General features: G+C 59.5%; 20 protein-coding genes. 9 read left to right on the plus strand and 11 right to left on the minus strand.

Features of this window, described 5'->3' with window-relative positions:
- Window positions 1–94: 94 nt before the first annotated feature.
- From thiE to AC5S27_RS13275, 5 genes are all read right to left on the minus strand, one after another.
- Entirely contained in the window at window positions 95–748 is a 654-nt protein-coding gene (gene thiE, locus AC5S27_RS13255; RefSeq protein ID WP_493935033.1) for a thiamine phosphate synthase, read from the minus strand.
- A 94-nt stretch (window positions 749–842) separates the two neighbouring features.
- Window positions 843–2,192 carry an acetyl-CoA carboxylase biotin carboxylase subunit gene (accC, locus tag AC5S27_RS13260; RefSeq protein ID WP_493935034.1) on the minus strand — a complete coding sequence of 450 codons (1,350 nt, stop codon included), beginning with the start codon at window positions 2,190–2,192 and terminating at the stop codon, window positions 843–845.
- Window positions 2,193–2,199: 7 nt separating this feature from the next.
- On the minus strand, window positions 2,200–2,721 hold the full coding sequence (gene accB, locus AC5S27_RS13265; protein ID WP_493935035.1) for an acetyl-CoA carboxylase biotin carboxyl carrier protein: 522 nt from the start codon (window positions 2,719–2,721) through the stop codon (window positions 2,200–2,202).
- Window positions 2,722–2,871: 150 nt separating this feature from the next.
- The gene (locus AC5S27_RS13270) at window positions 2,872–3,984 is read right to left on the minus strand and encodes a M24 family metallopeptidase (RefSeq protein ID WP_493935036.1); all 1,113 of its coding nucleotides are present in this window, start codon (window positions 3,982–3,984) and stop codon (window positions 2,872–2,874) included.
- Window positions 3,985–4,646: 662 nt separating this feature from the next.
- The gene (locus tag AC5S27_RS13275; RefSeq protein WP_493935037.1) at window positions 4,647–4,919 is read right to left on the minus strand and encodes a helix-turn-helix domain-containing protein; all 273 of its coding nucleotides are present in this window, start codon (window positions 4,917–4,919) and stop codon (window positions 4,647–4,649) included.
- Between the two features lie 456 nt (window positions 4,920–5,375).
- On the opposite strand from AC5S27_RS13275, the gene AC5S27_RS13280 reads away from it, so the two are divergent.
- The 3 genes from AC5S27_RS13280 (at window position 5,376) to AC5S27_RS13290 (ending at window position 10,636) form a co-directional block, all read left to right on the plus strand.
- Window positions 5,376–7,481: a DUF1800 domain-containing protein gene (locus AC5S27_RS13280; protein ID WP_493935038.1), complete on the plus strand. Its 2,106-nt coding sequence runs from the start codon at window positions 5,376–5,378 to the stop codon at window positions 7,479–7,481.
- Window positions 7,482–7,509: 28 nt separating this feature from the next.
- Complete coding sequence (locus tag AC5S27_RS13285; RefSeq protein ID WP_493935039.1) at window positions 7,510–8,802, plus strand: DUF1501 domain-containing protein; 1,293 nt, start codon at window positions 7,510–7,512, stop codon at window positions 8,800–8,802.
- Window positions 8,803–8,938: 136 nt separating this feature from the next.
- Window positions 8,939–10,636 carry an amidohydrolase gene (locus tag AC5S27_RS13290; protein ID WP_493935040.1) on the plus strand — a complete coding sequence of 566 codons (1,698 nt, stop codon included), beginning with the start codon at window positions 8,939–8,941 and terminating at the stop codon, window positions 10,634–10,636.
- Between the two features lie 190 nt (window positions 10,637–10,826).
- Here the strand turns inward: AC5S27_RS13290 and AC5S27_RS13295 are convergent, their stop codons facing one another.
- On the minus strand, window positions 10,827–11,303 hold the full coding sequence (locus AC5S27_RS13295; protein ID WP_493935041.1) for a GNAT family N-acetyltransferase: 477 nt from the start codon (window positions 11,301–11,303) through the stop codon (window positions 10,827–10,829).
- Window positions 11,304–11,778: 475 nt separating this feature from the next.
- A complete protein-coding gene (locus tag AC5S27_RS13300) occupies window positions 11,779–12,429 on the minus strand; it encodes a Crp/Fnr family transcriptional regulator (RefSeq protein ID WP_493935042.1) in 651 nt (216 codons plus the stop codon).
- A 312-nt stretch (window positions 12,430–12,741) separates the two neighbouring features.
- On the opposite strand from AC5S27_RS13300, the gene AC5S27_RS13305 reads away from it, so the two are divergent.
- Window positions 12,742–14,097 (plus strand): cytochrome ubiquinol oxidase subunit I, encoded by a 1,356-nt coding sequence (locus tag AC5S27_RS13305; RefSeq protein ID WP_493935043.1) that lies wholly within the window; start codon window positions 12,742–12,744, stop codon window positions 14,095–14,097.
- A gap of 9 nt (window positions 14,098–14,106) precedes the next feature.
- The gene (gene cydB / locus AC5S27_RS13310; protein WP_493935044.1) at window positions 14,107–15,153 is read left to right on the plus strand and encodes a cytochrome d ubiquinol oxidase subunit II; all 1,047 of its coding nucleotides are present in this window, start codon (window positions 14,107–14,109) and stop codon (window positions 15,151–15,153) included.
- Window positions 15,154–15,269: 116 nt separating this feature from the next.
- Here the strand turns inward: cydB and AC5S27_RS13315 are convergent, their stop codons facing one another.
- Both AC5S27_RS13315 and AC5S27_RS13320 read right to left on the minus strand, forming a co-directional pair.
- On the minus strand, window positions 15,270–16,304 hold the full coding sequence (locus tag AC5S27_RS13315) for an ATP-dependent 6-phosphofructokinase (protein ID WP_493935045.1): 1,035 nt from the start codon (window positions 16,302–16,304) through the stop codon (window positions 15,270–15,272).
- Window positions 16,305–16,503: 199 nt separating this feature from the next.
- Window positions 16,504–16,902: a hypothetical protein gene (locus AC5S27_RS13320; protein WP_493935046.1), complete on the minus strand. Its 399-nt coding sequence runs from the start codon at window positions 16,900–16,902 to the stop codon at window positions 16,504–16,506.
- A gap of 283 nt (window positions 16,903–17,185) precedes the next feature.
- On the opposite strand from AC5S27_RS13320, the gene AC5S27_RS13325 reads away from it, so the two are divergent.
- Complete coding sequence (locus AC5S27_RS13325; RefSeq protein ID WP_493935047.1) at window positions 17,186–17,614, plus strand: recombinase family protein; 429 nt, start codon at window positions 17,186–17,188, stop codon at window positions 17,612–17,614.
- Between the two features lie 104 nt (window positions 17,615–17,718).
- Complete coding sequence (locus AC5S27_RS13330; protein ID WP_493935048.1) at window positions 17,719–18,369, plus strand: hypothetical protein; 651 nt, start codon at window positions 17,719–17,721, stop codon at window positions 18,367–18,369.
- Here AC5S27_RS13330 and AC5S27_RS13335 read toward each other — a convergent pair.
- Both AC5S27_RS13335 and AC5S27_RS13340 read right to left on the minus strand, forming a co-directional pair.
- Complete coding sequence (locus tag AC5S27_RS13335; protein WP_493935049.1) at window positions 18,296–20,137, minus strand: AMP-dependent synthetase/ligase; 1,842 nt, start codon at window positions 20,135–20,137, stop codon at window positions 18,296–18,298. The genes AC5S27_RS13330 and AC5S27_RS13335 overlap by 74 nt on opposite strands.
- 65 nt (window positions 20,138–20,202) lie before the next feature.
- Window positions 20,203–21,204, minus strand: coding sequence for an MBL fold metallo-hydrolase (locus AC5S27_RS13340; RefSeq protein ID WP_493935050.1), 1,002 nt, complete (start codon window positions 21,202–21,204; stop codon window positions 20,203–20,205).
- A 309-nt stretch (window positions 21,205–21,513) separates the two neighbouring features.
- Between AC5S27_RS13340 and AC5S27_RS13345 the strand changes: the two genes are divergently transcribed.
- Together AC5S27_RS13345 and AC5S27_RS13350 are read left to right on the plus strand one after the other, a co-directional pair.
- Window positions 21,514–22,788: an MFS transporter gene (locus tag AC5S27_RS13345; RefSeq protein WP_493935051.1), complete on the plus strand. Its 1,275-nt coding sequence runs from the start codon at window positions 21,514–21,516 to the stop codon at window positions 22,786–22,788.
- A 370-nt stretch (window positions 22,789–23,158) separates the two neighbouring features.
- Window positions 23,159–25,624 (plus strand): TonB-dependent receptor, encoded by a 2,466-nt coding sequence (locus AC5S27_RS13350; RefSeq protein ID WP_493935052.1) that lies wholly within the window; start codon window positions 23,159–23,161, stop codon window positions 25,622–25,624.
- Window positions 25,625–25,737 lie beyond the last annotated feature (113 nt).

Here is a 25,737-nt window from a genome sequence, read left to right on the forward strand (position 1 = left end):
GCAGCAACTTGATTTTTCAGGGATTCAGTCGGGATCGTCACTAGTTTAGTTTCTACCCGAATGAAACAAAAAAGTCTTGTGGATTCTTCAAGCCCTACTCTAACGCAGCAACCCACCGCCGAAATTCTGCCGCAGGATCAGCGCTGCGGAAGATCGCCGCAGCCACAGCAACCGTGTTTGCGCCCCCCGCTAAAATCTCCGGTGCCGTCTCCAACGTGATCCCAGCGGCAGCCACCAGCACCGCCTGCGGCCCAACCGCCGCTCGTAACCGCCGCACCCCCTCCACCCCAATCGGCAAAGCCGAAGTCTGCTTCGTCGTCGTAGGAAACACCGGCCCGAACGCCACGTAGTCGACCGGAGTCACTAACGCCGCTATCAACTGAGCCTCATCCCCCGCCGAGGTCCCGACAATGCGCTCAACTCCCAGCAGGCGCCGCGCATCCGGCACCGGCAAATCCCCCGCATCCACATGCACCCCGTCAAACCCCGCCGCCAGCGCCACATCCACCCGATCATCCATCACCAGCCGTACCCGCCCAGCCGGCAGTGCCGCGCGAAGCACGAGCGCATCCGCCAGCACTTCAGCATCCGTCCCTGGCTTGTTCCGGTACTCCAGAAGCTTCACACCAGCATCGGCTAAAGCTCTCCCCAAACGCTCAAGAAAAGCCTCTCTGCCATTCCCGGGAATGACGGACGAATCAAGAATTGGATAAACCTTCGGAATCACGATCGCCATGAAAAAAAGCATACCGAACCATGCCTCCTCCGCGTCTCACACGGCGGCAAAAACACAACAGCCCTCTCCAAGGAGAAGGCTGTTGCAAAATACGTCCGAACAAGGCTCAACCGCGATTGGCTAGGAACCGCTCCATAAACTTCGTATCGAAATTCCCCGCCCGGAAGTCCGGATCCTGGAAGATCTCCCGATGCAGCGGAATCGAAGTCTCAATCCCCTGCACCACAAACATCTCCAGCGCCCGCTCCATCCGCGCAATGGCCTCTTCGCGGTCCTTGCCATGCACAATCAGCTTGGCAATCAGCGAATCGTAATACGGCGGCACCACGCCTTCCGCATACTGCGCCGTATCCACGCGAACACCATTCCCGCCGGGCAGGTTGAAGACCGTAATCTTGCCCGCACTCGGCGTAAACTTCACCGGATGCTCCGCATTAATACGGCACTCGATGGCATGTCCGCGAATCTGTATATCCTTGGGTAAGATCTCATCCAGCCGCTCGCCCGAAGCAATCCGCAACTGCGCCTTGACCAGATCGACTCCAGTAATCGCCTCCGTCACCGGGTGCTCCACCTGGATACGCGTATTCATTTCGATGAAGTAGATCGACCCATCCTCATCCATCAGGAACTCGATCGTCCCGGCGTTCTGGTAGCCAATCTCCGTCAGGCAGCGCTTCAGCGTTGCCGTAATCTCGGCACGGATCTGCGGCGTGACCTGCAGACTCGGAGCCTCCTCGATCAGCTTCTGGTGCCGCCGCTGAATCGAGCACTCGCGCTCAAACAGCACCTCAACATTCCCATGCTCATCGGCCAGCACCTGGAACTCGATATGCCGCGGCCGCTCGATGAACTTTTCCATGTACATCTCGCCGTTGCCAAACGCATTGGCAGCCTCCTGCGAAGCCGCTGCATACAGATTCGGCAACTCCTCAGCAGTCCGCACGATGCGCATGCCACGCCCGCCGCCACCAGCCTTGGCCTTCAGAATGACGGGATACCCAACTTCCTCCGCCACCTTGAGCGCCTCCTCCGCATCGGCTACCACGCCGTCAGAACCAGGCAGAATCGGCACATTGGCCTTCTTCATTGCCTGCCGCGCCTTTTCCTTCTCACCCATCAGGCGAGTCACTTCCGGCGGAGGCCCAATGAACTTGATATTCGAAACCCGGCAAACCTCGGCAAAGTTGGCATTTTCGCTCAACAACCCGTACCCCGGGTGAATCGCGTCCACATTCGCAATCTCAGCCGCCGAAATCACTGCCGGCACGTTGAGATAGCTGTCCCCCGGTCGCGGCGGCCCAATGCAGATAGCCTCATCCGCAAACCGCACATGCAGCGAATTGCGATCCGCCTCGCTGTACACAGCAACCGTCTTTATGCCCAGCTCTTTGCAGGCACTAATCACGCGCAGCGCAATTTCGCCGCGATTGGCAATCAAAACTTTACGCAACATGGGCAATTTATGTCGTCCGAATCGCAAATAGGGGTTGGCCGTACTCGACGGGCTGGCCGTTCGTCACCAGGCGCTTCACAATCTCGCCGGCAGCGTCGGCTTCGATCTCGTTCATCAGCTTCATCGCTTCCACAATGCACACCACCTGGCCCTTCTCAATGCGGTCGCCACTCGTGACGAACGCAGAAGAACCCGGCGAAGGCGACTCATAGAAGGTGCCCACAATCGGCGACTTGATGATGTGCAGCACCTCTTCTTCAACCGCAGGCGCAGCCGGAGCAGCAGGCGCACCTGGAGTCGCAGCCACCGCCGGCAGATGCGCCACCGGAGCAGCAGCCCCGGAACCCATCAACCGAGCCAGCGAAGCCAAATCCAGCTGCGACGAAGGCGCAGGCGGCGGAGGGACAATCGCGGAAGCAAACTTCAACCGCACCTTGAGATCGCCCCGGTCCAGATCGAACTCGGCAATCTCGTTCTCTTTCAAAAACGCAACCAGCTCTTTCAGCTGTTCAATATCGTCTGATTTCATAGTGTTTAGCTCTTACTCCCCAAACAATTCCAAAGCAACAAAAGTCCCAACATTCCGAACCAATTCGTTGTCATCCTAAATGAATTGGTTGTCATCCTGAGCGCAGCGAAGGATCTGCGGTTGCATTTCCTGTTCCCTATTCCCTGCTTCTCAAAGCTCAATCAAAGCCTTCGGCGACCGCGTCAATACCGTTCCACCCGTCCGCGTCACCGCCACCATATCTTCAATCCGCAATCCAAACTCACCGGCAAAGTACACACCCGGCTCAATCGTAATCACCATGCCAGGTGCCAGCTTCTCTTCCTGCCCGGCCCCGATGCGAGGACCCTCGTGTATCTCAATCCCCACGCCATGCCCGGTCGAGTGTGAAAACGCCTCAGCCATCCCGGCATCCCGCAAAATCGACCGCGCCGCCTCATCCACACTACCGCATGAGGCCCCGGCAATCACAGAGGCTACCGCGGACTCCTGCGCCGCCAGCACCGTCTCATACACCTGTCGCTCGCGACCACTCGGTTTGCCCAGGCACACAGTCCGGGTCATATCCGAGCAATAACCCTTAAGAATAACACCGAAGTCGAGCGTCAAAAATCCACGCCGGGGCAGCTTCGCCATGCTCGCCCGGCCGTGCGGCAGAGCCGACCGGGCCCCAGCAGCCACAATGCTCTCAAACGACATCCCCTCCGCCCCACGCACCCGCGCCTGGTACTCCAGCTCGGCAGCCACCGCCACCTCCGTCTGCCCCGGCCGGATAAACCCCAGCATGTGCGTAAACAGATCGTCGCCAAGGGCAGCAGCCTCGGTCATAATCGCCAGTTCATTCTCGTCCTTCAGCCACCGCAGCCGCTCCACCAGCGACCCCACCGGCACCAGCAGCTTCCGCCGCAGCTTCGCCGGCAAAGCCGCCCGCCACCGCTCCAGCTCCGAAACCGTAGTATGCGCAGCATCGATCCCGACGGATCCCTCCGCGCCGGACTCCGAAATCTGTACCGCCAGCCAAAGCACCGCCGCCGAAGAAGCCGCAGAAGGCACGATCTCTACCTTCGCGCCAGAATTGCCGCCCTGGACTTCCTCAGCAGCCTGAGCAATATACCGCCCATCCGTAAACAACCGGACCCCGCGCCGCGTCACCGCCAGCGCCGCATTCGACCCAGTAAACCCGCAAAGCCACCGCACATCCGGCAAATGCGTCACCAGCAACCCGGCCAGCTTCTCCACCGCCATTCGCCGCCGCAACAATCCAACCCGCTTCGAATAATTCATCCGCCCATTCATCCGGATAGATATATCACGCCCAACAGAACCATTCCCAAGCTCGAAATCGCGCCAACCAACGCACCACCGCCAAGCGGTGGTCTCTCAGCCCGTGGTCAACTCGCAAATCCGCTTCCGCTCAGGGCTCTGCCTTCGCACTTGCTCTTGCCTTTCTGGTTGTCATTCCGGAGGGAATCTGCTGTTCGATTCCAAGGCCGCAGGAGAACCGGCATTTACGCAAGTTCCTGCCGCTGAGCGCAGACTTAGCCTATGATGCCACTCCCACCGAGGGCTTTCGAAGCAGGCAAACGAAGTAAAGACAGATAGGTAAAACTGAAAGCACAGTCCACATCTTAAATAGTCCGGTCAATGTACCAAATATAATCAGCAGCTTGTTAGTCGTCGCGCAGCCGCCGATTTGACAAGCCTCGATTCTCGCAGTGGAGGTAGCACAGAAAGTTCCGAGCAGGATCAGCGTAGATACGAGCAAGCCCGTAAGGCGAAACCGCAACGAAAAGAGAAATATCGGAAAGCTCAAGGCAGGAAACAACCAGGTAGCAAGATCGGCAGAAATGAGCCCTCCGCCAACCCAAAGTTTCACGCCGATAGCAAGGAGTGTTACGAGGAGACTTGCGATTCCAGCAAAGGCCTACTAGAAAGTCGATCAATAGCTAATAAGCAGCCTTAACCGGCTTCCGAGTCTTCCCACCCACCTCAGGTTCAGGCATCGCCGTCATCTGGTCCGACTGCCGGTCCATCCACTCATCCAATCGGGAACGCTTGAAACGCCATCGATTCCCCAACTTGAACGCCGGCACAAACGCCTCCGAAGCATATTTATAGAGCGTGTCCGGCGAAATCCCTAAATAATCCGAAGCCTGGCGAATATCCATCACTTCGCGAATTTCCGGCACCAGCAAATTGCTCTTCACAGCACTGCGCATAAGAACTCCTGAATTCAAACCATGTTTCATTGCAGGAAAGGTCTGGGGGACCGGACAACTCGTATCCTGTGTATACCCCGGAATCACCGGTAGATTCAAGGCTTTTCCGCGTTTCGTCCGCCTGTTCCGGTTCTCCTCCGATTTTCCTCCGCATCATTTAACCGGGCCGAAAGCCCTCGTCCCCTGCCCATAGCGCCCACGTGCGAACCCACCGCAACCCATAGGGTCATTGCGGCAGATGGTGCAGATCGATCACCGCACGACAAAATTCCACCGCAGGAAGCAACTTCCCGGACACCCCAGTGTTTACCACAACACAGGGTCCGGCCAGAAACGCTCGGCTGACCCGCACATGCTCTCCCTGTATCAAGTGCCTCCTTTGGTTCTCTCGTCATTTTCCGCCAGGTTTGCTTAAGCCACATTTGCTTGAGTAACTCATCGCGAGGAGAAATCCGTATGTCCCAGTCTTTGCCCACCGGCCTTCGTACCATCTCCGCTCTGGTTCTGTCCCTGCTCCTCCCCGCTCAGATTCTGCCCGCCCAGTCTCTGTCGCCGCAGACCCCGCAGACCCCACAGCCTTCGGCGGCGCTCACCGAAGACCAGCGCACCCTCCATCTCCTCAATCGCTTCACCTTTGGTCCAACCCCGCAGGACATCGCCGCCGTCCAGAAGCTCGGCGTCGACAAGTGGTTTGACCAGCAGCTCCACCCCGGCAACATCCGTGACCCTGAAGTCAAAGCCCGCCTTGCCCAGTTCCCCTCCCTGGCTCTCCCCGTCAGCGAACTCCTCTACCGCTACCCCAGCAACGGCATCATCCGCCAAACGGAAAATGGCAAGCTCCCCATGCCCACCGACCCCTGGCTGGCCGCCGTCTACCGCCGCCACATAGCCCTTTATCAAGACAAGCAGGAAAAGAAGCAGGCGGCAAAGTCAGACAAGCAGCCCTCCATGCAAACTCAGGCCATGCAGCCAACCGCAATGGCTGCGCCCGCTCCTGCAACGCCCGTCGCCGCCCCCAAGCCCGAAGCTCCAGCCCGTCCCAGCTTCACCGACCTCCTGGTCAAGTCCGTCCTCGCCCTCCCACCCGATCAGCGCATCACCCGCATCGTCTCCATGCGCCCGGACGAGTACGAACAGTTCCGCAGCAGCCTCAAAGGCCCCCAGAAATCCCAGCTCCTTCAGGGCCTGCTCCCCGAGCAGCAGGAGTATCTCCACAGCTACGAAAACCCCACCCGTACCGTAGTCGAAGAGCTTCAGTCCCAGAAACTCCTCCGCGATATCTACTCCTCACGCCAGTTACAGGAGGTGATGACCACCTTCTGGCTCAACCACTTCAACGTCTATCTCCACAAGAACGACGAAGAGCCATATTACCTAGTCAGTTATGAGCGCGATGTAATCCGCCCGCTGGCTCTCGGCAACTTTGAAGACCTGTTAGTCGCCACCGCCGAAAGCCCGGCAATGCTCCTCTATCTCGATAACTCCCAGAGCACCGGCCCCGACTCGCAGGCAGCAGAAAAGCAGAAGCAGCGCGCCGCCAAGGGCAAAGACACCAAAGCCACCTCGCCCGGCCTGAATGAAAACTACGCCCGCGAGTTAATGGAACTCCATACCCTCGGCGTCAACGGCGGCTACACGCAAAAGGACGTTACCGAAGTAGCCAAAGTCTTCACCGGCTGGACCGTTGGCAAGCCCCAACAAGGCGGCGGCTTCAAGTTCGACGAATCCCGCCATGAGCCCGGCAAGAAGCTGGTGCTCGGCAAAAAGATCAAGGAAAACGGCCAGAAAGAAGGCCTCCAGCTCCTGCACATGCTCGCGACCAGCCCGGCCACAGCGCACTTCATTTCCCAGGAGCTGGCCATCGCCTTCGTCAGCGACAATCCTCCGCCCGCGCTCGTAAGCCGTATGGCCCACACCTTCCTCAGCACCCACGGCGACATCCCGTCGGTCCTCAAAACCATGCTCCACTCCCCGGAATTCTGGTCACCCGCCATCTACCAGGCCAAGGTCAAGACGCCGCTCGAATACGTCGTCTCCGCAGCCCGTGCCAGCGGCACCGACGTAACCAACCCGCAGCCGCTCATCAACGCCCTCAACCAGATGGGCATGCCCCTCTACGCCTGCGTCCCGCCCACCGGCTATTCCGCCAAGTCGGACGAGTGGGTCAGCACCGGCGCGCTAGTAACCCGCATGAACTTTGGCCTTTCGCTCGCCACCAATCACTACCCCGACATCAGCACCAACTGGGAACTCCCGCAGGAGCCAGCCAGCAAAACGGAGGACACCCCAGCCGACGCCGAGCAACGCCTCGAAGCCCGCCTCATCCCCACCGGCATCAGCGATCAGACAAGAACCGCCGTCCTGAGCCAGACCACACCGCAGCAGACCGCGCAACCGGCCACTGCAGCTGCAAAGCCAGCCAGCGCCACTCCGCCACCCAAGCCGGCCGACACGCAAAAAGACCCGCAAAAAGCCGCAGCTGCGCGACAGGCCGCACTCGCCCGCCAGGATTCGCAACTCGCCGGGCTTCTTCTCGGCTCACCAGAATTTCAACGCCGCTAGCGGTGCGTCACCCATGCAGGAGCAGACCATGAATAAGCAGGCCATAAACAGCTCAAGACGATTCTTCCTTCGCAACGGCGCACTCGCTCTCGCCGGCACCGCAGCCATGCCCGCCTTCCTCACCCGCGCCGTCATGGCCGCGACCGCTGAAGCCAAAGCCAACGGCAAGCGCCTCGTCGTCATCTTCCAGCGCGGAGCCGCCGACGGCCTCAACATCGTCGTTCCCTGGCGCGAGCCGAACTACTACGCCATGCGTCCCACCATCGCCATCCCGCAGAAGCAGGTCCTCGACCTGGACGGCTTCTTCGGCCTGCACCCCGCCATGGCCTCGCTCCAGCCGCTTTTCCGGCAGGGCCACCTCGCCATCGTCCACGCCACCGGCTCGCCCGACACCACCCGCTCCCATTTCGACGCCCAGGACTACATGGAATCCGGCACCCCCGGCCTCAAGAGCACCCGCGACGGCTGGCTCAACCGCGCCCTTCAAGCCGAAGACGCACCATCCCCGCTCCACCAGGCAACACTCCACACCCCTCAGCCACACACCGCCTTCCGCGCAGTGTCACTAACGCCAGACGTCCCGCGCACCCTCGCCGGACGCATCCCGGCCCTCGCCATCAGCAACGTGCAGGACTTCGCCGTAGGCGGCCGCGGCCCCAAACCCGCCCCCGTAAGCAACGCCTTCGAATCCATGTACGGCCAGTCTGGCGATAACCTGCTCCACAGCGCCGGAGACAGCACCTTCGAAGCCATCAAGATGCTCCGCGCCACCGATCCCGGCCACTACACGCCCAGCGCAGACGCCAACTACCCCGACAGTTCCTTCGCCAAGAACATGAAGCAGATCGCCCAGCTTCTCAAAGCAGACCTGGGCGTAGAAGCCGCCTTCACCGACATCACCGGCTGGGACACCCACCAGAACCAGGGCAGCACCGACGGCCAGCTCGCCAACCGCCTCCGCGACTTTTCGGACTCGATCGCCGCCTTCTGGCGCGACATGGGCCACGACGCCGAGTCGATCACCCTCGTCACCATGTCCGAATTCGGTCGCACCGCGCACCAGAACGGCACCGGCGGCACCGACCACGGCCACGCCAATGCCATGTTCGTCCTTGGCGGCCAGGTCAAAGGCGGCAAAGTCTACGGCAAATGGCCCGGCCTTGCAGACCATCAGCTCAATGAAGGCCGCGACCTCACCATCACCACCGACTACCGCGCAGTTTTGGGCGAAGTCCTCTCCAAGACTCTACCGAACACCAACCTCGCCACCATCTTCCCCACCGCCAGAATCAACCAAAATCAATTCCTTGGCCTTGTCTAAGCAAGGCAGGAGATTCAGATGCCCCGCCTTCAACACAGCTTCACCGGGTTAAAGGCGCGATCTACAGTCCCGCACAGCACGAGCCCCGTAATCAATCCTTGCCGATTCAGCATCTTGGCCGTAACCTAAGCCCACGATGCCCAGTCGACCGATCCTGAAGTTTGCCGCCCTCCTCATCTTCCTTACCCCGTCCCTGCTCGCCGCCCAGGAGCGCCTCCTCGTCAACGCCAAAGTCTTCACCGCCAACCCGCTGCACCCTTACGCCGAAGCTGTCGCTCTCCGCGACAACAAGATTGTCGCCGTAGGCAGCCGCGCCGAAGCCGCAGCCAGCCTCGGCGCGTCGCCTGAAATCATTGACTTAGCTGGCAGGACACTCCTTCCCGGCCTCATCGACAGCCACAACCACGCCATCGACGGCGGCGTCACCCTCATCACCGTTGATGCACCGGAAACCCTCGCCACTGTCGACGAACTCGCCACCATCGCCGCAGCCGCAAAGTCATCCGGCAAAGGCATGTTCGGGAATGTGCTGGTCGTCTCCGGCATCCCTTTGGCTATCTGGTCAAAGAATGAGGAACTTAATAGCCACTTCAACACCGGGCAGTTCTCCGATCAGCCCGTCATGCTCGAAGGCATGGACGGCCACACCGGCTGGGCCAACCTCGCCCTGCGCAAAAAAGCCGGCCTCGACCAAGCCTTCATCGCCAAGCTCAGCAAGCCTGAGCAGGCCTATTACGGCCTTGATAAGGACCTGACTCCAAATGGTTTTGTAGTCGACGCTGGCAAAGAAGTCCTGGAAAAGCAGGTCCCGCAGCCGGACCGCAAGCGCATGCTGGAGGCCGCTCACGCCGCCGTCGATTCTCTCCACTCTCTCGGCATCACCTCCTGGGTCGATCCCGCCGCGAGCGAAGCCATCCTTACCGCCTATGCCGATTTGGCTCAGGAAAAAGGACTTACCGCACATGTAGCCGCATTCCCCGTCGTCCATCCCAACGACCCGGATGCTCTCGTGCAGGTCCGCGCCTTTCGCAAACAGTTCGCGGACGTCCCAAATCTGACCGTTCCCGGCCTCAAAGTCTTCGCCGACGGCGTCGCAGAATTTCCCTCGCAAACCGCCGCCATGGCCGCCCCATATCGCGTCACAGGCAAGACCGGCGAGTTGCTGTTCGAGCCCGCAAACTTCCAGAAAATGTGCATTCAGGCCGACAAGGAAGGGCTCATCATCCACGTCCACGCCATCGGCGACCGCGCCGTGACCGAGGCTCTCAATGGCATTGAGGCTGCGCGCAAAGCCAATGGAAGCAGCGGATTGCCGCACACCATCACGCATCTTCAGTTCGTCAAACCCACCGATATCGATCGATTCCACGAGCTCGGCGTCATCGCTGCCTATCAGCTCTACTGGGCCGTCGCCGGAACAGACACCATCGACATTCTGCAACCGTATGTCGATCCCGAAATCTACAAATGGCAGTACCCTGCCCGCTCTATGCTCGACGCAGGCGCAACGATTTCAGGCGCCAGCGACTGGCCTGTTTCGACTGCAAACCCTTTCCTTGCAATCTATAACGCGGAAACTCGCAAAGGTCCGAAAGGTGTGCTGGACGCCAGTCAGGACATGCCCCGCGAGGCGATGCTCTACGCTTACACCATCAATGCCGCACGCGCTATGAATCAGGAAAAGACGATCGGCTCGATCGAGCCGGGCAAGCTGGCGGATCTGACGCTAGTCGACCGCGATGTACTCACTGTTTCCCCGGAGGAAGCGCGCGAAACGAAGGTTGTATGGACCATGGCCAATGGGGCTTTCGTCTACCGTGCAGCCGCAAAATGAGTAATTTCACTCTCTTAAGCGGCGTAAAGATTTGCGCAATCCGCTTCCGTGATTGCGCAAATCGTGTGTCACGATGCGCAATCCGCGTTGTAACGTTGCGCAATCCGTGTGAGACGTTGCGCAATCCTCGTCGCGAAATGTGCATCGCAACCGGGGCAATCGCGGCTCATCCTTAGCTGGGTGAGAGAGCTTACCCGGCGAGGACTTTCCGGTACCGGAAACCATCCTCGTCGCGGCCGTAGTATCCCGGCTCGACCCCGACTCGTTCATACCCGGCAGCTACGTAGAGCGCCAGCGCATGCAGGTTGCGCTCGGAGACATGTAATTCCACCGCGGAACACTCCGCCTCTCGCGCGCTCTGCTCGACGCGCGCCAGCAGTTCCCGGGCGACACCCATGCGTCGAAACCCCGGTAGTACCTCGATGGTCCAGATATAGGCTGCAGTCGAGTCTTCGTCAGCACGCAGTCCGAGGATGGCAAAGCCCGCGCGCACACCGTCCAGCATCCCCAGCCAGGTACGCGAATTTTCATCCGTGGCCAGCGAACGCATCAGAGCGCGGCTGAAGCGCACTTCGGGGGCAAAGCAGGCCTCTTCGATCGCGTACAGAGCGCGCAGGTCGCCGGCCTCAAAGAGCCGCGAACTCGGGATTGTGGTGGATTCGTTCACTGTCTCTTGGATGGTTGAACGGCCGGACAGATTCAAATCCAGGCGCGCGCGGAGAAAGTCCTGGGGGAGGACATTCCAATCCGCCGAAGAGCGGCTACATCTCCGTCTTTGCGCCGGCCTGCTGCTCGTGATAGGAGAACAGGCAACCACAAAAGTCAGGCGACGCCAGTTCGCTGCTGAAATAGCCCGTCCGCCGCGACTCAGGCTGAGGGTCAGAAGAATGCCTGTGGTGCATGCAGTGAGCTTCGGAGTCGGCCTGAGACTGCCGCTGCGAATGCATAGCCAGCACAATCAGCGGAGGACAGGAGCAGCGCGTCCCATATCCGGAACAATCGCCACGGCACGGTTCATTTTTGTAGGAATTGGAATCGTAGGATGCATTGGCTGACATGGGATTTGCCTCTGCTTCCATCGTCAGGGCTTAACCCTTAAAAAGATGTGACCGGCGTCACAACCATGCGCAAAGACCCGCAACTCAAACTGCCAATTGCTCAAGCTTCTCCGGAGACATGATCCGGACGGTTGCCCCGCGCACCTGGATCAGGTTTTCCTTCTTGAACTTGCCCAGCATGCGCGTAACCGTCTCGCGCGAACTGCCAATCAAGCCCGCCAGTTCCTCATGGGTCATGGCCATCGTAAAGCGCATCTCCGCCGAACGCATCTCCGGCTTGCCGCACGAGGCTGCCTTGCCCCAGTCGAGCAGGACGCCAGCCAGCCGCGCCGCCGCGGAGGAAGAAAGCGCCAGCCGCCGCACATCGAAAAATGCTGCCCTGTATTCGTTCGAGAGCGCCTGCGCTGCGTGCATACTTGCCTCGCCATGCCGCGCCAGGAACGCCATAAACTCAGGCCGCGCAATCCGCTTCATCTCCACCGGCTCGATGGCCTCAGCGGTGACTTCGTTGGCCGCGCCCGACAGCGCCGCACCAAGGCCCAGCACATCTCCAGGCCCGGCAATCTTGAGAATGAGCGTCTTCCCCTGCTTGGAGACACAGGAGAGCTTCACCTGCCCGGTGCAGATCACAAACACGCCGCGCGTCGGCGAATCTTCTTCAAAAATGATGGTCTCCGGAGCAACAGAGAGCTGCGTCCCCAGCCCATCAAAGTCTTCGAGTGCTGCCGTGTCCATGTTGCAGAACTGCCGCATGGAGCGGTGCTCGCAATGCAAGCAATCCAAAAGGGTTCGCACTGCCGAGGCTGGGGACATCTGGGGAAATTCACACTTTCATCCCGCGAACTGTACGGAGCAATCTTGCGTGACAACACCACACTGGACCCGGTGGGGGCGGCAATCCATGCGGGTTCAGCCGAATGGTAGCACACATCCGGTGGAATGTCCGTGATAACAGTCACAGCTTTGTCCTCGCTGGGTCTGCGACCATCATGACGAGACAACCGGTCACAAGACAACCAGCTGCTGCAGATCTAACTGAGGACAAGCATGGACGCTCTCTCGCTCCACCGGATCCACTTCGCCTTCACCATCACTTATCACTATCTCTTCCCGCAACTGACGATGGGCCTCGCCCTGCTGATCGTGATCCTCAAGACACTCGCGCTCAAAACCGGTGATGAGCGATACGCCATCTCTTCCCGGTTCTGGGCTCAGATCTTCGCCGTTAATTTTCTGCTTGGCGTGGTGACCGGCATTCCGATGGAGTTTCAGTTCGGGACCAACTGGTCTGAATTTTCGCGACGCACCGGCGGCGTGATCGGCATGCCACTTGCGATGGAGGGCGTCTTCTCTTTCTTCCTCGAATCAGCCTTCCTTGGCTTATTTCTCTTTGGTGAAAAGCGCTTGCCCAAGTGGGGGCACTGGGCCGCTGCGTTCATGGTCTTCGTAGGCTCGTGGATTTCCGGCTTCTTCATCATCGTGACCAATGCCTGGATGCAGCATCCCGTTGCGTATCATCTGCTGCCCAACGGCAATTTCGAAGTGAGCAGCTTCTGGGGACTTCTCAGCAACCCATGGGCGTTACTGGAATATGTGCACAACATGTGCGGAGCCGTCGTGACCGCCAGCTTTGTGATGGCCGCTGTTGGCGCGCTTTACCTGCTGCAGAAGCGCGACGAACAATACGGCCGGACTTTCCTGAAGCTCGGCGTGATCACCGGATGCATCTCCTGCATCCTGATGGTCTTCCCCACCGGCGACCTGCAGGGCAAATATGTTGCGAAGCATCAGCCCGCCGCCATGGCCGGCATGGAAGGTGTCTTCAACTCAGAGAAAGACGCACCCATGGTTCTAATGGGCCAGCCGGATGTGGAACACCAGAAGATTGACAATCCGCTCGTGGTGAACAGCGTTCTCAGCTTTCTCATCTACGGCACGACCAGCGGCGAGGTCCAGGGGCTTAACTCCATCCCGAAAGACCAGTGGCCAAGCACGTTGCCGCTGCTCTTCTACAGCTACCACATCATGGCCGGCCTCGGAACGTACTTCTTCGCGCTCATGGGACTGTCTGCGCTGCTGCTGTGGCGCGGCAAGCTGTTCCATGAGCGATGGCTGCTGTGGCCGATCATGCTCAGCTTTCCGCTGCCCTACATCGCCACCACGGCGGGCTGGATGACTGCCGAAATTGGCAGGCAGCCATGGCTGGTCTATGGACTGATCCGCACCGCTCAGGGCTCGTCAACACACATCGGGGCAGGCACCAGCCTCTTCACGCTGCTGGGCTTCCTTGGCATGTACACCGTCATCTCCATCCTGTGGATTGTGCTGGTCTATCGCTTCATTGAAAAGGGTCCCTCGGCTCCAGCTCACGCACCCAATCCAACCTCGCTCACCGCGGCTTAGGAGATACGCATGGCAACCCTCTGGTTCTGGATCGTCGCACTCATGCTCGTTGGCTACGTGGTGCTCGATGGCTTCGACCTCGGCGTGGGCATCGTTTATCTTTTTGTCGCTCGCACGGAAGAAGAACGGCAGCAATCCATGCGGGCCATCGGGCCGGTGTGGGATGGCAATGAGGTGTGGCTGCTGGCCGCTGGGGGCACACTTTTCTTTGCCTTTCCGCTGCTGTACGCATCGTCCTTCAGCGGCTTCTATCTGCCGCTGATGATCGTGCTTTGGCTGCTCATTCTGCGCGGGCTCAGCATCGAGCTGCGGCATCATTCGCCGGATCCGCTGTGGCGCACCTTCTTTGACGCAATGTTTGCCGTTGCCAGCACGTTGCTGGCCATCTTCTTTGGTGCGGCGCTGGCCAATGTCGTCCGCGGCGTGCCTATTGGTCCGGACGACTACTTCTTCCTGCCGTTATGGACGAACTGGCGCCCCGGACCGAGCCCCGGCATTCTTGACTGGTATACGGTGCTGGGCGGTGTGCTGGCGCTCGCAGCGCTCGCGCTTCACGGCGCTTTGTATCTCGCACTCAAGACCGAAGGTGCACTGGAACAGCGTGCCCGAAGTCTCGCCGGCAAACTGCTGGTTGCCGTGCTCTTGCTGACTGCGATCAGCATTCCCGCGACGATCCTTGCGCGGCCTGATTCGCTCCATAACTACGAGGCGCACAGCCTGGCATTCCTGGCACCCGGTGTGGTCCTCGCCAGCCTCATCTCGATCCTGATCGGAATTCGGCGGAGAGCGCCACTCGTGGCCTTCCTCAGCTCCTGCGCTTATCTCGCTGCGATGCTGTCCGGAGCGGCAGCAGGGCTTTTCCCAGTGCTACTACCATCGGTTGGCGGACACGGCCGCGATATCACGATCGCGAACGCTATCGCGGGACCGCATACGCTGCAGGTTGGTTTGGTGTGGTGGTCGATCGGGATGCTGCTCGCCGTTTTCTATTCAGCCACTGTCTTCTATCTCTTCCGCGGCAAAGTGTCGAAATCTGCGGAAGGCTATGGACACTGAGAGCGAGTGTGAGTGGGCAGTGTGAGTGTGAAAAGCAAAGACATTGCTATATCTCTAGCCAAAAAAGTGTGAGGAGCCAGAGCCCCTCACACTCACACTTCACACTCACACTGTCTCTAGACGTTCGCTTCGAGATCCGTGATGACATCGAAGAAACGCTGATCGAGGCGACGGTTGGTCGCTACGGCCTCGGCAATCGTGATGTCCGTGATATCGGTTCCTTTCAGCACCGCGATGCGTCCCCACTTCTGCTGATGCACCATGTCGATGGCGTGCAGGCCGTAGCGCTGGCCGAGCAGACGGTCATAAGCAGTCGGTGAACCGCCGCGCTGCGTATGGCCCAGGTTCACGGAACGCGTCTCAAAGCCGGTCTTCTTTTCGATCAGGTCAGCCAGCTTTTCGCCAATGCCGGAAAGGCGCGCGTGGCCGAACGAATCGACTTCCGCTGAGCCGATGACTTGCCCGACTTCGGGGAGATGGCAGCCTTCGGCGACAACGACGAGGCCGTAGGTCTTGCCCTTGTCGTAGTTGTACTTGAGCAGCTTGGCCACGTGATCGATGTCGATCTCCTTTTCCGGCACAAGCACGACGTCCGCACCGCCTGCCACTCCGGCGGCATAAGCGATCCAGCCTGCGTCGCGGCCCATTACTTCGATGACAACCACGCGATTGTGAGAATCTGCCGTGGTGCGAATGCGGTCGACAGCTTCAGTGGCGATGGCCACTGCTGTATCAAAGCCGAACGTGGCGTCCGTGCCGTTGATATCGTTGTCGATCGTCTTCGGCACACCAACGCCGGGGATGCCGGCATCGGTGAGAGCCAGCGTTACTGATTGCGTGTCGTCGCCACCGAGGGCGATCAGCGCATCGATTCCGTTAGCCTTCAGCACGGCCTCCACCTGCTCGATGCCACCGGGAATCTTCTTCACGTTGGTGCGCGAGGAGTGCAGGATCGTGCCGCCCAGCAACTGAATCCCATCTACCCGCTCCAGGGTCAACGGAATCCACTTGTTATCCAGCACACCGCGCCAGCCGTTCAGGAAGCCGACAAACTCGTCGCCGTACTTGTTGATTCCCTTCTTCACAGCGGCATAAATGACCGCATTCAACCCAGGGCAATCTCCGCCGCCGGTCAACAAACCAATCCGCATCGCAATTCTCCTAGAGAGTATGGATATTCCAACTTCGCCACGGCAAAACGGGCAAAGCAAACCACAGACAGTGTACCGCCGCCACTCGACCTGGACTCCCGGCTACTGCATAAAGGAACCACGAAAACAAAAAGGCTCTCCGAAGAGAGCCTGAATGCTGAATTGTGATGTGCCCGAGCCAAGTAGGGACAAGCGCGGGTTAGCGGCGGTGCGGTCCTTCATGGCCGTGCGGGTCATGCATTGCCTGGCCATGAAACTCTGCGCGGTGGTCGCCGGGGCGCTCTCCACGCTGAGGCATCGGTCCGTGGTAGCCATGCCGGTAGTCATAGTGATGGTCTACGTGGCCGTAGAAGTGTTCCGGGCCGTGAAACCATGGGCCCGCTCCGATGAAGAGGCCACCGTTAAACCACTCAGGTCCGTAGTAGCCGTCCGGCGCGCAGTTGTACGGGGGAACCTCGTAATAGCCGTAGGGACAAGCCGGCGGAGCGCCAATCTGAACGGAGATTTGAGCCTGAGACTTCGGTCCTGAGACGAACAACAGGGCGGCAGCGGCACTCGTGAGTGCCAAGTACTTCAAGGTACGAATATTTGAACTCATTGTTTCACCTCACAGCGTTGGAGTCGTCCGATCAAAGAATGGTTGTGTGCGGTCAACAAACTTGGCGATGTTACCTGTGCCGTTTGACACATATGCCGTCCATTCTTTTACGTCGATTTAGGTCCGTCCATTGCTGAACACTGCTTTCCAAATTCGGACAGGGCGCTTACCCCGAAGCGACTGCATCCTCCACATCACAAAGCGTTTCCAGAAACGCCTATGTGGTTTGCAAATTGCATGTCACACGATGCGCCAAGTTGTCCCGTAGCGCAGGGAGGCTCCTATGCCACACTTCGAACGCATCCGCGACATCGTTTCCGGACCAGCAAGCCCGGAGATCATCCAGCAGCGCACCTTAGCCGGCTGGCAACTCGTCTCGCTCGAGTGGCGACGCGAGCTACCTGATTCTGAAACACCCTCGGAAGGCGCTTATGGCGAAGACATCCCCTACGGCCTTCGCATTTCGGACGATGGCCTCCGCCTGGAAGTGCACCCTACCGAAAACCGCGCCCTCATGCTCATGATGGAGCTGCTCGGACAGGACTTCTCCTACTCGTCGATCGTGAGCGACCTGAACGAGAAGGGCTTTCGCACACGGTCCGGTCTGCCGTGGAGCCGGGTCGCTGTTTTCAACATGATGCCGCGCCTGATCGAAGTCGGCCCGCGCCTCTTCGCTTCGGAAGAGTGGAAAGCTCAGCAGCACAGCCGGTGAAAGCCCGTCCGGTCGGATCGGAGCGCATCAGGTACGACCGGAAGGCCGCCGCGAGGGTATTGCTCTTTTGGCGATAGTCGCCAGGAATGTTTCAATAGGACGATATGCCGCAAACTGGCACCATCGTCCTGCTCGTCTTTGTTCTCACGGTCGCCGCTGTCCTGCTTGTGGTTCTGCAGCTTACGCGGCTCGGTTATCTCATGCGGACCTCGATCGTCGACCGCCCGCGACGTCGCATGTTCCTGGCCTCGGTTGCTTTTTTTGTGACATTTCTCGGCTGCCGCCTGGCGGTCTACCTGGTGGTGCAAGGCACGGGTCCGTTCCATTGGGTGACGATGGGCGGTAAGCATATTCACCATCTTGTGTGGGGAATTCTCATCCTGCTCTTCGTGGGTTACGGATGGCTGCTCGACCTTGGCCGCGCTAGTTCCCCGCTGTCGATTCTCTTCAGCCGCATCATGTGCATTGCGTATGGCGCGGGCGCAGCGCTTACGCTCGATGAGTTCACACTTTGGCTGAATCTCGATCCAGACGTTTACTGGCTCAAGACCGGCGGCCGCCTCAGCATCGACGCTGTCGTGCTCTTCGGCTCGCTGCTGATGATCGGCGCATGGGGCGCGCCGTTCTTTCAATCCTTACAGCGACTGTGGAGCAAAGGCGGCAGACTCCGCCATCGCATGTTCAAGCCGATTCGCCGCGTGAGGTGGCCTCGTCGGCATAAAGGTCCGCGATCAACTCCGCGTATCGCTCCGTAAGCACACGCCGCTTCAGCTTCATGCTTGGTGTCAACTCGCCCGTTTCAATCGTCCAGTCCTCGGCAACGACTCTGAAACGCTTCATGGTTTCGAAGTTCGCAAGGCCACTGTTGACGCCTGCAACGATATCGCCATAGAGCGCAATCACTTTGCCGTCAGCTACGAGATCGCGGCGCGTGAGAGCGGTGATTCCCTGCTTCTGCGCCCAGTCTTCTAGAGCGGTGAAGTTGGGGGAGATGAGCACACTGGCGAATTTGTGACGATCGCCTACCAGCGCGGCCTGCGCCACGAGCATGTTGGTCTTCAGCTTGCCTTCGATCGGTTGCGGGGCGATGAGTTTGCCTCCGGAAGTCTTCAGCAACTCTTTCTTACGGTCGGTGATGAAGAGGAAACCGTCGCCGTCGATCTTCGCAATATCGCCTGTTGCGAACCATCCATCGGCATCGATGCACTCTGCTGTCGCGGTGAGCTTCTGCCAGTAGCCTTTGAAGACCCCCGGCCCGCGTACCAGCAGTTCGTCATCGGGAGCCAGTTTGCACTCAACATTCGGCAGCGGCTTGCCCACCGAGCCCATCTTGTGGACGCCCGGTGTATTGATCGCGATGACCGGCGAAGTCTCCGTCAGCCCGTAGCCCTCGAGCACAGAGATTCCGACCGAAGCGAACCAGTCGCCAGTGTCCGTGCCGAGCGGCGCGCCGCCCGAGATGAACCGCTTGACCCGCCCGCCAAAGGCTTCCTGGATCTTGCCGTAGACCAGCGTCTTGGCCAGCTTCCAGCCGAGAGATCCGGGCTTGTGGCCATCGTGAATCTCTTCCTTGTGTTCGCCGCCTGTCTTCACTGCCCAGTTCAGGATCTTGGCCTTCATCGGCGATGCTGCAGCTGACTTCTGCTGGACTCCATGGCGAATCTTTTCGTACACGCGCGGCACGCCAACGAACACCGTGGGCCGCACTTCTTTGAGCGTCGTAATCAGCTTGTCGAAGAGAGGACAGTACGCCACCTGCGCGCCGTTGAAGTACATCGCGTAGTCGAGCGCCCGCGCCGTAATGTGCGACAGCGGCAGGTAGGAAACGGAGCAGTCGCTGGCGTCAAAGCCAAAGTCACGCGTGCAGTAGCTCGTATTCGAGGCCAGATTGCCATGCGTCAGCATTACGCCCTTCGGCTCGCCCGTGGTACCCGAAGTGTAGATCAGCGTTGCCAGTTCCTCCGGCTTTGCCGACATCACCTCAGCATCGAACTCCGCGTCGCGTTCATTGCCTCTGCCCTCAGCCTCACGCAGCAGCGTCGCAAACATCACAGCGTCTGCAGGCACGTTGGTGGAATCCATCATCACCACGTGCTCCAGCGGTGTCTGCGCGCGCACCGATTGCACCTTGTCATAGAGTGCCCGTGTGGACACCACGATCACCCGCGTACCGGCGTCCCGGAGAAGCTCTGCAATCTGCTCCGGCGTCAGCGTGGGATAGATGGGCACGTCCACGGCGCCAATGGCCAGCACGGCAAAGTCGGTGACCGCCCATTCCCAGCGATTCTCGCTCAGCAGCGCAATGCGGTCTCCGCGCTGAATTCCCCAGCTCTGCAAAGCCCGCGCCAGCGCCCGCACCCGCTGGTAGACCTCAGCGGAAGAAATTCCCTTCCACTCGCCGGCGTCATTCTGCCACAACATGACATCTGAACGCTTGCTCCCAGCCACGCGAAGAAAAAGCTCATTGACCGTCAGAATCTCCGGCGCTCCGCCAGCCGCGATCTTGCCGTTTACATCACTCATAAGCCCTCACCGCGGACAATGCTTGCCGCTTGCACCAACGAGCAAGTGTACCAGCGTGGCATGCTCTAGTACCGCCACCATTCCGACCGCAGCTCAACACCCGGCACCACCTCCGTCGGCCGCCCGGGTTCCGGAGACCAGAGCCTGAGCCCCTCCTCCGCGAACATTCGCGTAATCGGCTCCCGCCAGGCATGCAGGGCAAGATCGAACAGTCCCCAATGGATCGGCATGAGCAGACCCTTCCCACCGAGCGCCGCGAAGGTGCGAATCGCTCCCTCCGGACCCATGTGAATATCTGCCCAGAGTTGGTTGAAGGCGCCAATCTCCAGCATCGTCAGATCGAACGGGCCATACGCAGCGCCAATCTCGGCAAATCCGGGCCATTCGCCTGAATCTGCGCCGTAATAAACACGGTTGCGCGGGCCAGTTAGTACGAAGGAAGCCCACAGCGTCTCGAACCGATTCAACAGACTCCGCCCCGAAAAATGCCGGGACGGCAACGCGGTAATTGTGATGTCGCCGACGCGAACAGAATCGGTCCAATCAACTTCAGTGATGCGATCCGCCGCCAGACCCAGCGTCGTCAGTTCTGCGCCAACTCCGAGCGGGGTGATCCACCTTGCCCCGGCGACAGCGGCCAATCTTGCCAATTTTCGGATCGTGCCAGCACCGAGGTGGTCGTAGTGATCGTGGGAAACCAGGACCACGTCGATCTCCGGCAAATCTTCCAGCCGGAGAGGTGCGGGGAAAAAACGCTTCGGCCCCGCCCACTGCACGGGGGCGGCTCGTTGATCCCACACCGGATCGATCAGCACCCTCGCACCGTCGATCTCCACCAGCATCACGGAATGGCCCATCCAGGTTACCCGCAAGCCACTGTCCGGAGCTTTTGCAAATACCGATGCGTCCGTGCGAAAGGGCCCGAGAGGCGCGCGAGGCGTCCGCTCTTCCTTGTTCGTAAGGTACTGCTTCAGTACCCGGAACATCATCTTCCAGTCGCCTACGCTGGTTGGCACGGCATTTTGAAACTTTCCCTCCACCTTCAACGCCCGCTGCAATGTCGTCATTCCGAACTCAGGCTCCGATCCATATCAACCCTCGATTTCCTCGTAACACTCGAACCACTGACCCGCATATACAGATTTTCGATGAGCCAGCCAGGCACAAGATTCTTTCAAACCAATAAGATGCAGGAAAATCAAGTATCTGCGCATCCATTCTCACGGATAAAGCTGCCGCCGTAGGTGGTCCAACAGGCAACCACCACTCTAGATGACGCACGCACTCGCACTCCAGCGCGCAAATAGATCATCCGTATACGCCGGTGTTGCATCCTAACTGGGAAATCGCTCCTGGGCTAAGATGAAAGGACCGGCATGAGCACAGCACCCGCACAACCCGCGTCCACGCAAGCGCCGCCAACGCCATTGTCGATGCGCGAGGTCCTCCGCATCACAACGATGCGCCGCCTCTGGTACGCCCAGATCGTGTCGAATTTTGGCGACTTTCTGGCGCTCTTCGCCGTCATCGGCGTGCTGACGTTCAAGCTCAAGGGCAATCCCCAGCAGATCACGGGCGTTCAGATCGCTTACCAGGTGCCCATTGCCATCCTCGGCATCCTTGCCGGAGTCTTCGTCGACCGCTGGCCGCTCAAGCGCACGCTGGTCTCAAGCGACATCATCCGCGGTTTCCTGTGCCTCGGTCTCCTGTTCGCCAACCAGGTCTGGCACTATTACCTCATCCTCGCGGCCATCAGTGTTGTCTCGAGCTTCTTCGGCCCGGCGCAGGGCGTGGTCATCCGCGAAGCTGTGCCTTTCCACGGCCTCCGCTCCTCGAACGCGCTGATGCAGCAGGTGATGTTCATGATGCGCATCGTCGGCCCATCTGCCGCCGGCATCCTGGTTGGATCCTTTGGACCCAACCCCTGCTACTGGATTGATGCCGTCAGCTTCTTCGCCTCCGCCAGTTTCATCGCCTCGGTCGCCATCAAGCCCCGCGAAACGGTCCACAAACACACCGTGGCCGAAGACAAGGGCGCTGTCGCCAAAGTCTGGCACGACATGCAGCAGGGCATCTCCTTCATCGTCCATCATGCTGCGCTGCTATTCGTCGTCCTGGCCATGTCAGCAGGTATGTTCATCATCGGCTGCTTCGGTCCGCTCATCGCCGTTTACGTGCGAGACTCAGTCCACGCGGAAACCAAGATCTATGGCATCGCCTCGGCCATGATCGGCGTCGGCATGTTCGTCGGTGTCGCCTCGCTCAATAAGTTTGCAGCCAAGGTCAAGAACACCATCCTCGTTTACACCGGCCTGCTCGGCATTGCAGCCGGGCTCGTAGTTCTCACCGCACTCACCTTCATCTGGAGCACACTGCTTGGCGACTTCGTCATTGGCGCTGCCGTTGCCTGCATCATCATCCCCGCGCAGACGCTGATGCAGCAGGAGACTCCCCCTGCCCTGATGGGCCGCGTCGGCAGCACCTTCATGTCCTGCGTATTCACCGCGCAGATTTTGGGCCTGCTGCTCAGCGGCGCACTCGCCAAAGTTACCGGCGTCCGCGAAGTCTTCGCATTGTGCGCTGGAGTGCTCGTCCTGCTGACTCTTGCCGGCAAGCTCTTCATGGAGCCCAGGGAACCTGCTGCTGCATGATCTAGAAATAATTTCTTCGACAACTAGAGTTCCGCCACGCAGATCCATGGGCAGGATTTATATTCTGGCTTTCCTTTTGTCATTCCCGAAGGGAATCTGCTGTTTCGCTTGAGTAATACTGCAATTTAGCCCTGTGCATCGTGCCTCGAACCTTCACCCAATCTTTACGCCCTTTTCACCCCCAGAAAGATCAAGCCCTCTAAGTTCGAGATTGGCATTCTTCTTGCCATCGTCCCGTCTGCGCGGAGCACTGTCCAGACGAAAGCGTCATCTTGAACCCTCGCGCCCGTAGAGGCGCAATACCGTCCTGCCCGTATCGCCACATCGATGCTGATCGGCAGGCCGTGCAGGAAATTCCTATGGAGAGGCAATGAACCGTCATCATCTCGCAGGAGCGTTAGCTCTCGCTCTCATCAGCACACTATCCGCCACGGCGCAGCAGGCAGCCTTTACTGCGGCCGATAGCAAACCCACAGCAACACAGGCAGAAGCCCAGAAGGCCGACGACCAGGCTACGCCGCAGGTCAAGATCACCAACGTCGAAAGCATCACCGTCACCGCTCCCGGCGAAGACCGCAGCGAGCAGTCCATCGACTCGACCAGCATGCTTGAGGCCGCTCCCGGCACCAGCCCCATCGAAGTGCTCTCGCGGCTGCCCAGCGTTAGCGTGACCACGGCCGATCCTTACGGCACCTACGAGTGGGCGCTGCGCATCTCGGTTCGCGGCTTCAATCAGAACCAGCTCGGCTTTACGCTCGATGATGTGCCGCTCGGAGACATGTCCTATGGCAACCTGAACGGTCTCCACATCAGCCGCGCCCTGGTCAACGAAAACATGGGCCGCACTGTTCTCTCGCAAGGCACCGGAGCGCTCGAAACCGCCTCGAACAGCAACCTCGGCGGCACCGTCCAGTTCTACTCGGCAGACCCGCTCGACAAGCGCGGCTTCGATGTCCACCAGACCTTCGGCAGCTTCAACGGCCTGCGCACTTTCGGCCGTTTTGACAGTGGCACACTCGGCGGACGCACCCGCTTCTTCATCGACGGCGTCTACCAGCGTGCCGACAAGTGGAAAGGCCACGGAGACATCGGCCAGAACTACTACCAGTTCAACACCAAGCTCACCAGCCAGGTCGGCAGCAAGGGCCTCTTCACCTTCTTCGCCGACTACTCCAACCGCCGCGAAGTGGACTACCAGGACCTCAACAAGGTCTGGACCAAGACCCTCGGCTATAACTGGGACAACTTCGGCAACTGGGGCCAGGCCATCCAGGCCGCCAATGCCTATAACGCTCAGGGCGGCGGCGGACCGGTCTTTGCCGGTATCTCAACCGACTTTCCCTACCCCGTAACCAAGCTCCAGAGCGGCTTCGGCGACCTCTCCAACGACCCGGAGGATGCTGCCTATTACGGCGGCGGTGGACTGCGCCGCGACTTCCTCACCTACGTCAGCTACAAGACCGCCATCACCGATCACCTCATCTGGAAAACCACCGCCTACGGCCACACCAACAATGGCCGCGGCCTCTGGTTTACCCCGTATCTCGCCACCTACGACGCCTCATACACGCCGGTTTCGCCCATCTCCCTGCGCACCTCGGAGTATGGCATCGAGCGCGGTGGGTTCGTTACCTCGCTCGCCTACGAGAGCGGCCGCAACAAGGTGGAGGGTGGAGCATGGTTTGAAGACGAAACCTTTGATCTGGCCCGCAAGTTCTATGCCACCAGCCTCGCCAGCCCGCTCCACTCCCTGTACGACTTCCCCAGCAACCCCTTCTATACGCAGTGGGCTTTCACCTTCAAGACAACCGTCTATCAACTCCACGTGCAGGACGCCTTCAAGATCAATAACGCAGTCACTGTTTCCGCCGGCTTCAAGACCCAGGAAACCAACACCGACGGCAAGCTGAACTCCTTCAACACCGGCCTGCCACTCCTTGCTCCTACGGCATCGGCGTCCAACTATTCCCAGGGCTCGCTCGAATCCGGCAAGCCCTTCCTGCCGCAGTTTGGCGCCAACTGGAAGATCAACAAGTCGAACGAAATCTTCGCCGATGTAGCGTACAACGTCCGCGCCTACCAGGCCGGCGGCCCAGGCTTCGGCAACTCGCCGTGGGGCACCAGCCAGGCGGGTTTCGAGTATCTGAAGAAGACCCTCAAACCTGAAACTTCGTGGAGCGAAGAAGTGGGCTACCGCATCCTCGGCTCGAAAGGTATTGCACAGGCCAATTACTTCCACGTCAACTTCAACGACCGGCTGCTGGCAATTCAGCAGGGTCCGTCCATTGCCGGCGCGGCCTCGCTGCTCTCGAACGTAGGCGGCGTGACCACCAACGGCTTCGACGCCTCCGGCACCATCCAGCTCTCGCCGCAGTTCTCGCTCTACAACGCTGTGACCTGGAGCAAGTCCACCTATGATTCGGACGTCGTCACCACCAACAGCTCCGGCGTCACTTCGACCATCCTGACCAAGGGCAAAGTCACCGTCGATTCGCCTCAGTTCCTCTACAAGGATGAGTTCGAATACAACACCCACGGCTTCAACGCCCACATTGGCGCGGACTACATGGGCCGCCGCTACTTCACATACACGGATGACAACAGTGTCGATGGCCGCTTCCTCGCCGACTTCGGCACCAGCTATACGCGTGAGCAGCTCGGCATCTTCAGCGCGCTCAAGCTACAGCTCAACATCTACAACCTGATGAGCGCCAAGTACTACTCCACCGTCGGCACCAACGGCTTCATCGCCAGCGATCCGACGTCGGTCAGCAATAACACGCTACAGGTAGGTGCGCCGCGAACAGTGGTGGGTACCTTTTCACTGAAGTTCTAACATCAAGAGAAAACGGGGTTCCGAATCCTCAGAAGAGAGTTTTCGGGACCCCGTTTGGCTGTTGCGTTACATTAAGCAGAAAAGCGTATGGTGTGAGTCAATCGTCCACTTCA

This window comes from Acidicapsa borealis (assembly GCF_059115245.1).

What these genes read in the sequence shown, in the direction of transcription:
- AC5S27_RS13290 (WP_493935040.1), top strand. Translation starts at nt 8,939, where the DNA reads ATGCCCAGTCGACCGATCCTGAAGTTTGCCGCCCTCCTCATCTTCCTT.
- AC5S27_RS13315 (WP_493935045.1), bottom strand. Translation starts at nt 16,304, where the DNA reads ATGCGGATTGGTTTGTTGACCGGCGGCGGAGATTGCCCTGGGTTGAAT.
- AC5S27_RS13335 (WP_493935049.1), bottom strand. Translation starts at nt 20,137, where the DNA reads ATGAGTGATGTAAACGGCAAGATCGCGGCTGGCGGAGCGCCGGAGATT.
- cydB (WP_493935044.1), top strand. Translation starts at nt 14,107, where the DNA reads ATGGCAACCCTCTGGTTCTGGATCGTCGCACTCATGCTCGTTGGCTAC.
- AC5S27_RS13330 (WP_493935048.1), top strand. Translation starts at nt 17,719, where the DNA reads ATGCCGCAAACTGGCACCATCGTCCTGCTCGTCTTTGTTCTCACGGTC.
- AC5S27_RS13280 (WP_493935038.1), top strand. Translation starts at nt 5,376, where the DNA reads ATGTCCCAGTCTTTGCCCACCGGCCTTCGTACCATCTCCGCTCTGGTT.
- AC5S27_RS13270 (WP_493935036.1), bottom strand. Translation starts at nt 3,984, where the DNA reads ATGAATTATTCGAAGCGGGTTGGATTGTTGCGGCGGCGAATGGCGGTG.
- AC5S27_RS13305 (WP_493935043.1), top strand. Translation starts at nt 12,742, where the DNA reads ATGGACGCTCTCTCGCTCCACCGGATCCACTTCGCCTTCACCATCACT.
- AC5S27_RS13340 (WP_493935050.1), bottom strand. Translation starts at nt 21,204, where the DNA reads ATGACGACATTGCAGCGGGCGTTGAAGGTGGAGGGAAAGTTTCAAAAT.
- AC5S27_RS13275 (WP_493935037.1), bottom strand. Translation starts at nt 4,919, where the DNA reads ATGCGCAGTGCTGTGAAGAGCAATTTGCTGGTGCCGGAAATTCGCGAA.
- AC5S27_RS13345 (WP_493935051.1), top strand. Translation starts at nt 21,514, where the DNA reads ATGAGCACAGCACCCGCACAACCCGCGTCCACGCAAGCGCCGCCAACG.
- AC5S27_RS13320 (WP_493935046.1), bottom strand. Translation starts at nt 16,902, where the DNA reads ATGAGTTCAAATATTCGTACCTTGAAGTACTTGGCACTCACGAGTGCC.
- accB (WP_493935035.1), bottom strand. Translation starts at nt 2,721, where the DNA reads ATGAAATCAGACGATATTGAACAGCTGAAAGAGCTGGTTGCGTTTTTG.
- AC5S27_RS13325 (WP_493935047.1), top strand. Translation starts at nt 17,186, where the DNA reads ATGCCACACTTCGAACGCATCCGCGACATCGTTTCCGGACCAGCAAGC.
- accC (WP_493935034.1), bottom strand. Translation starts at nt 2,192, where the DNA reads ATGTTGCGTAAAGTTTTGATTGCCAATCGCGGCGAAATTGCGCTGCGC.
- AC5S27_RS13300 (WP_493935042.1), bottom strand. Translation starts at nt 12,429, where the DNA reads ATGGACACGGCAGCACTCGAAGACTTTGATGGGCTGGGGACGCAGCTC.
- thiE (WP_493935033.1), bottom strand. Translation starts at nt 748, where the DNA reads ATGCTTTTTTTCATGGCGATCGTGATTCCGAAGGTTTATCCAATTCTT.
- AC5S27_RS13285 (WP_493935039.1), top strand. Translation starts at nt 7,510, where the DNA reads ATGAATAAGCAGGCCATAAACAGCTCAAGACGATTCTTCCTTCGCAAC.
- AC5S27_RS13350 (WP_493935052.1), top strand. Translation starts at nt 23,159, where the DNA reads ATGAACCGTCATCATCTCGCAGGAGCGTTAGCTCTCGCTCTCATCAGC.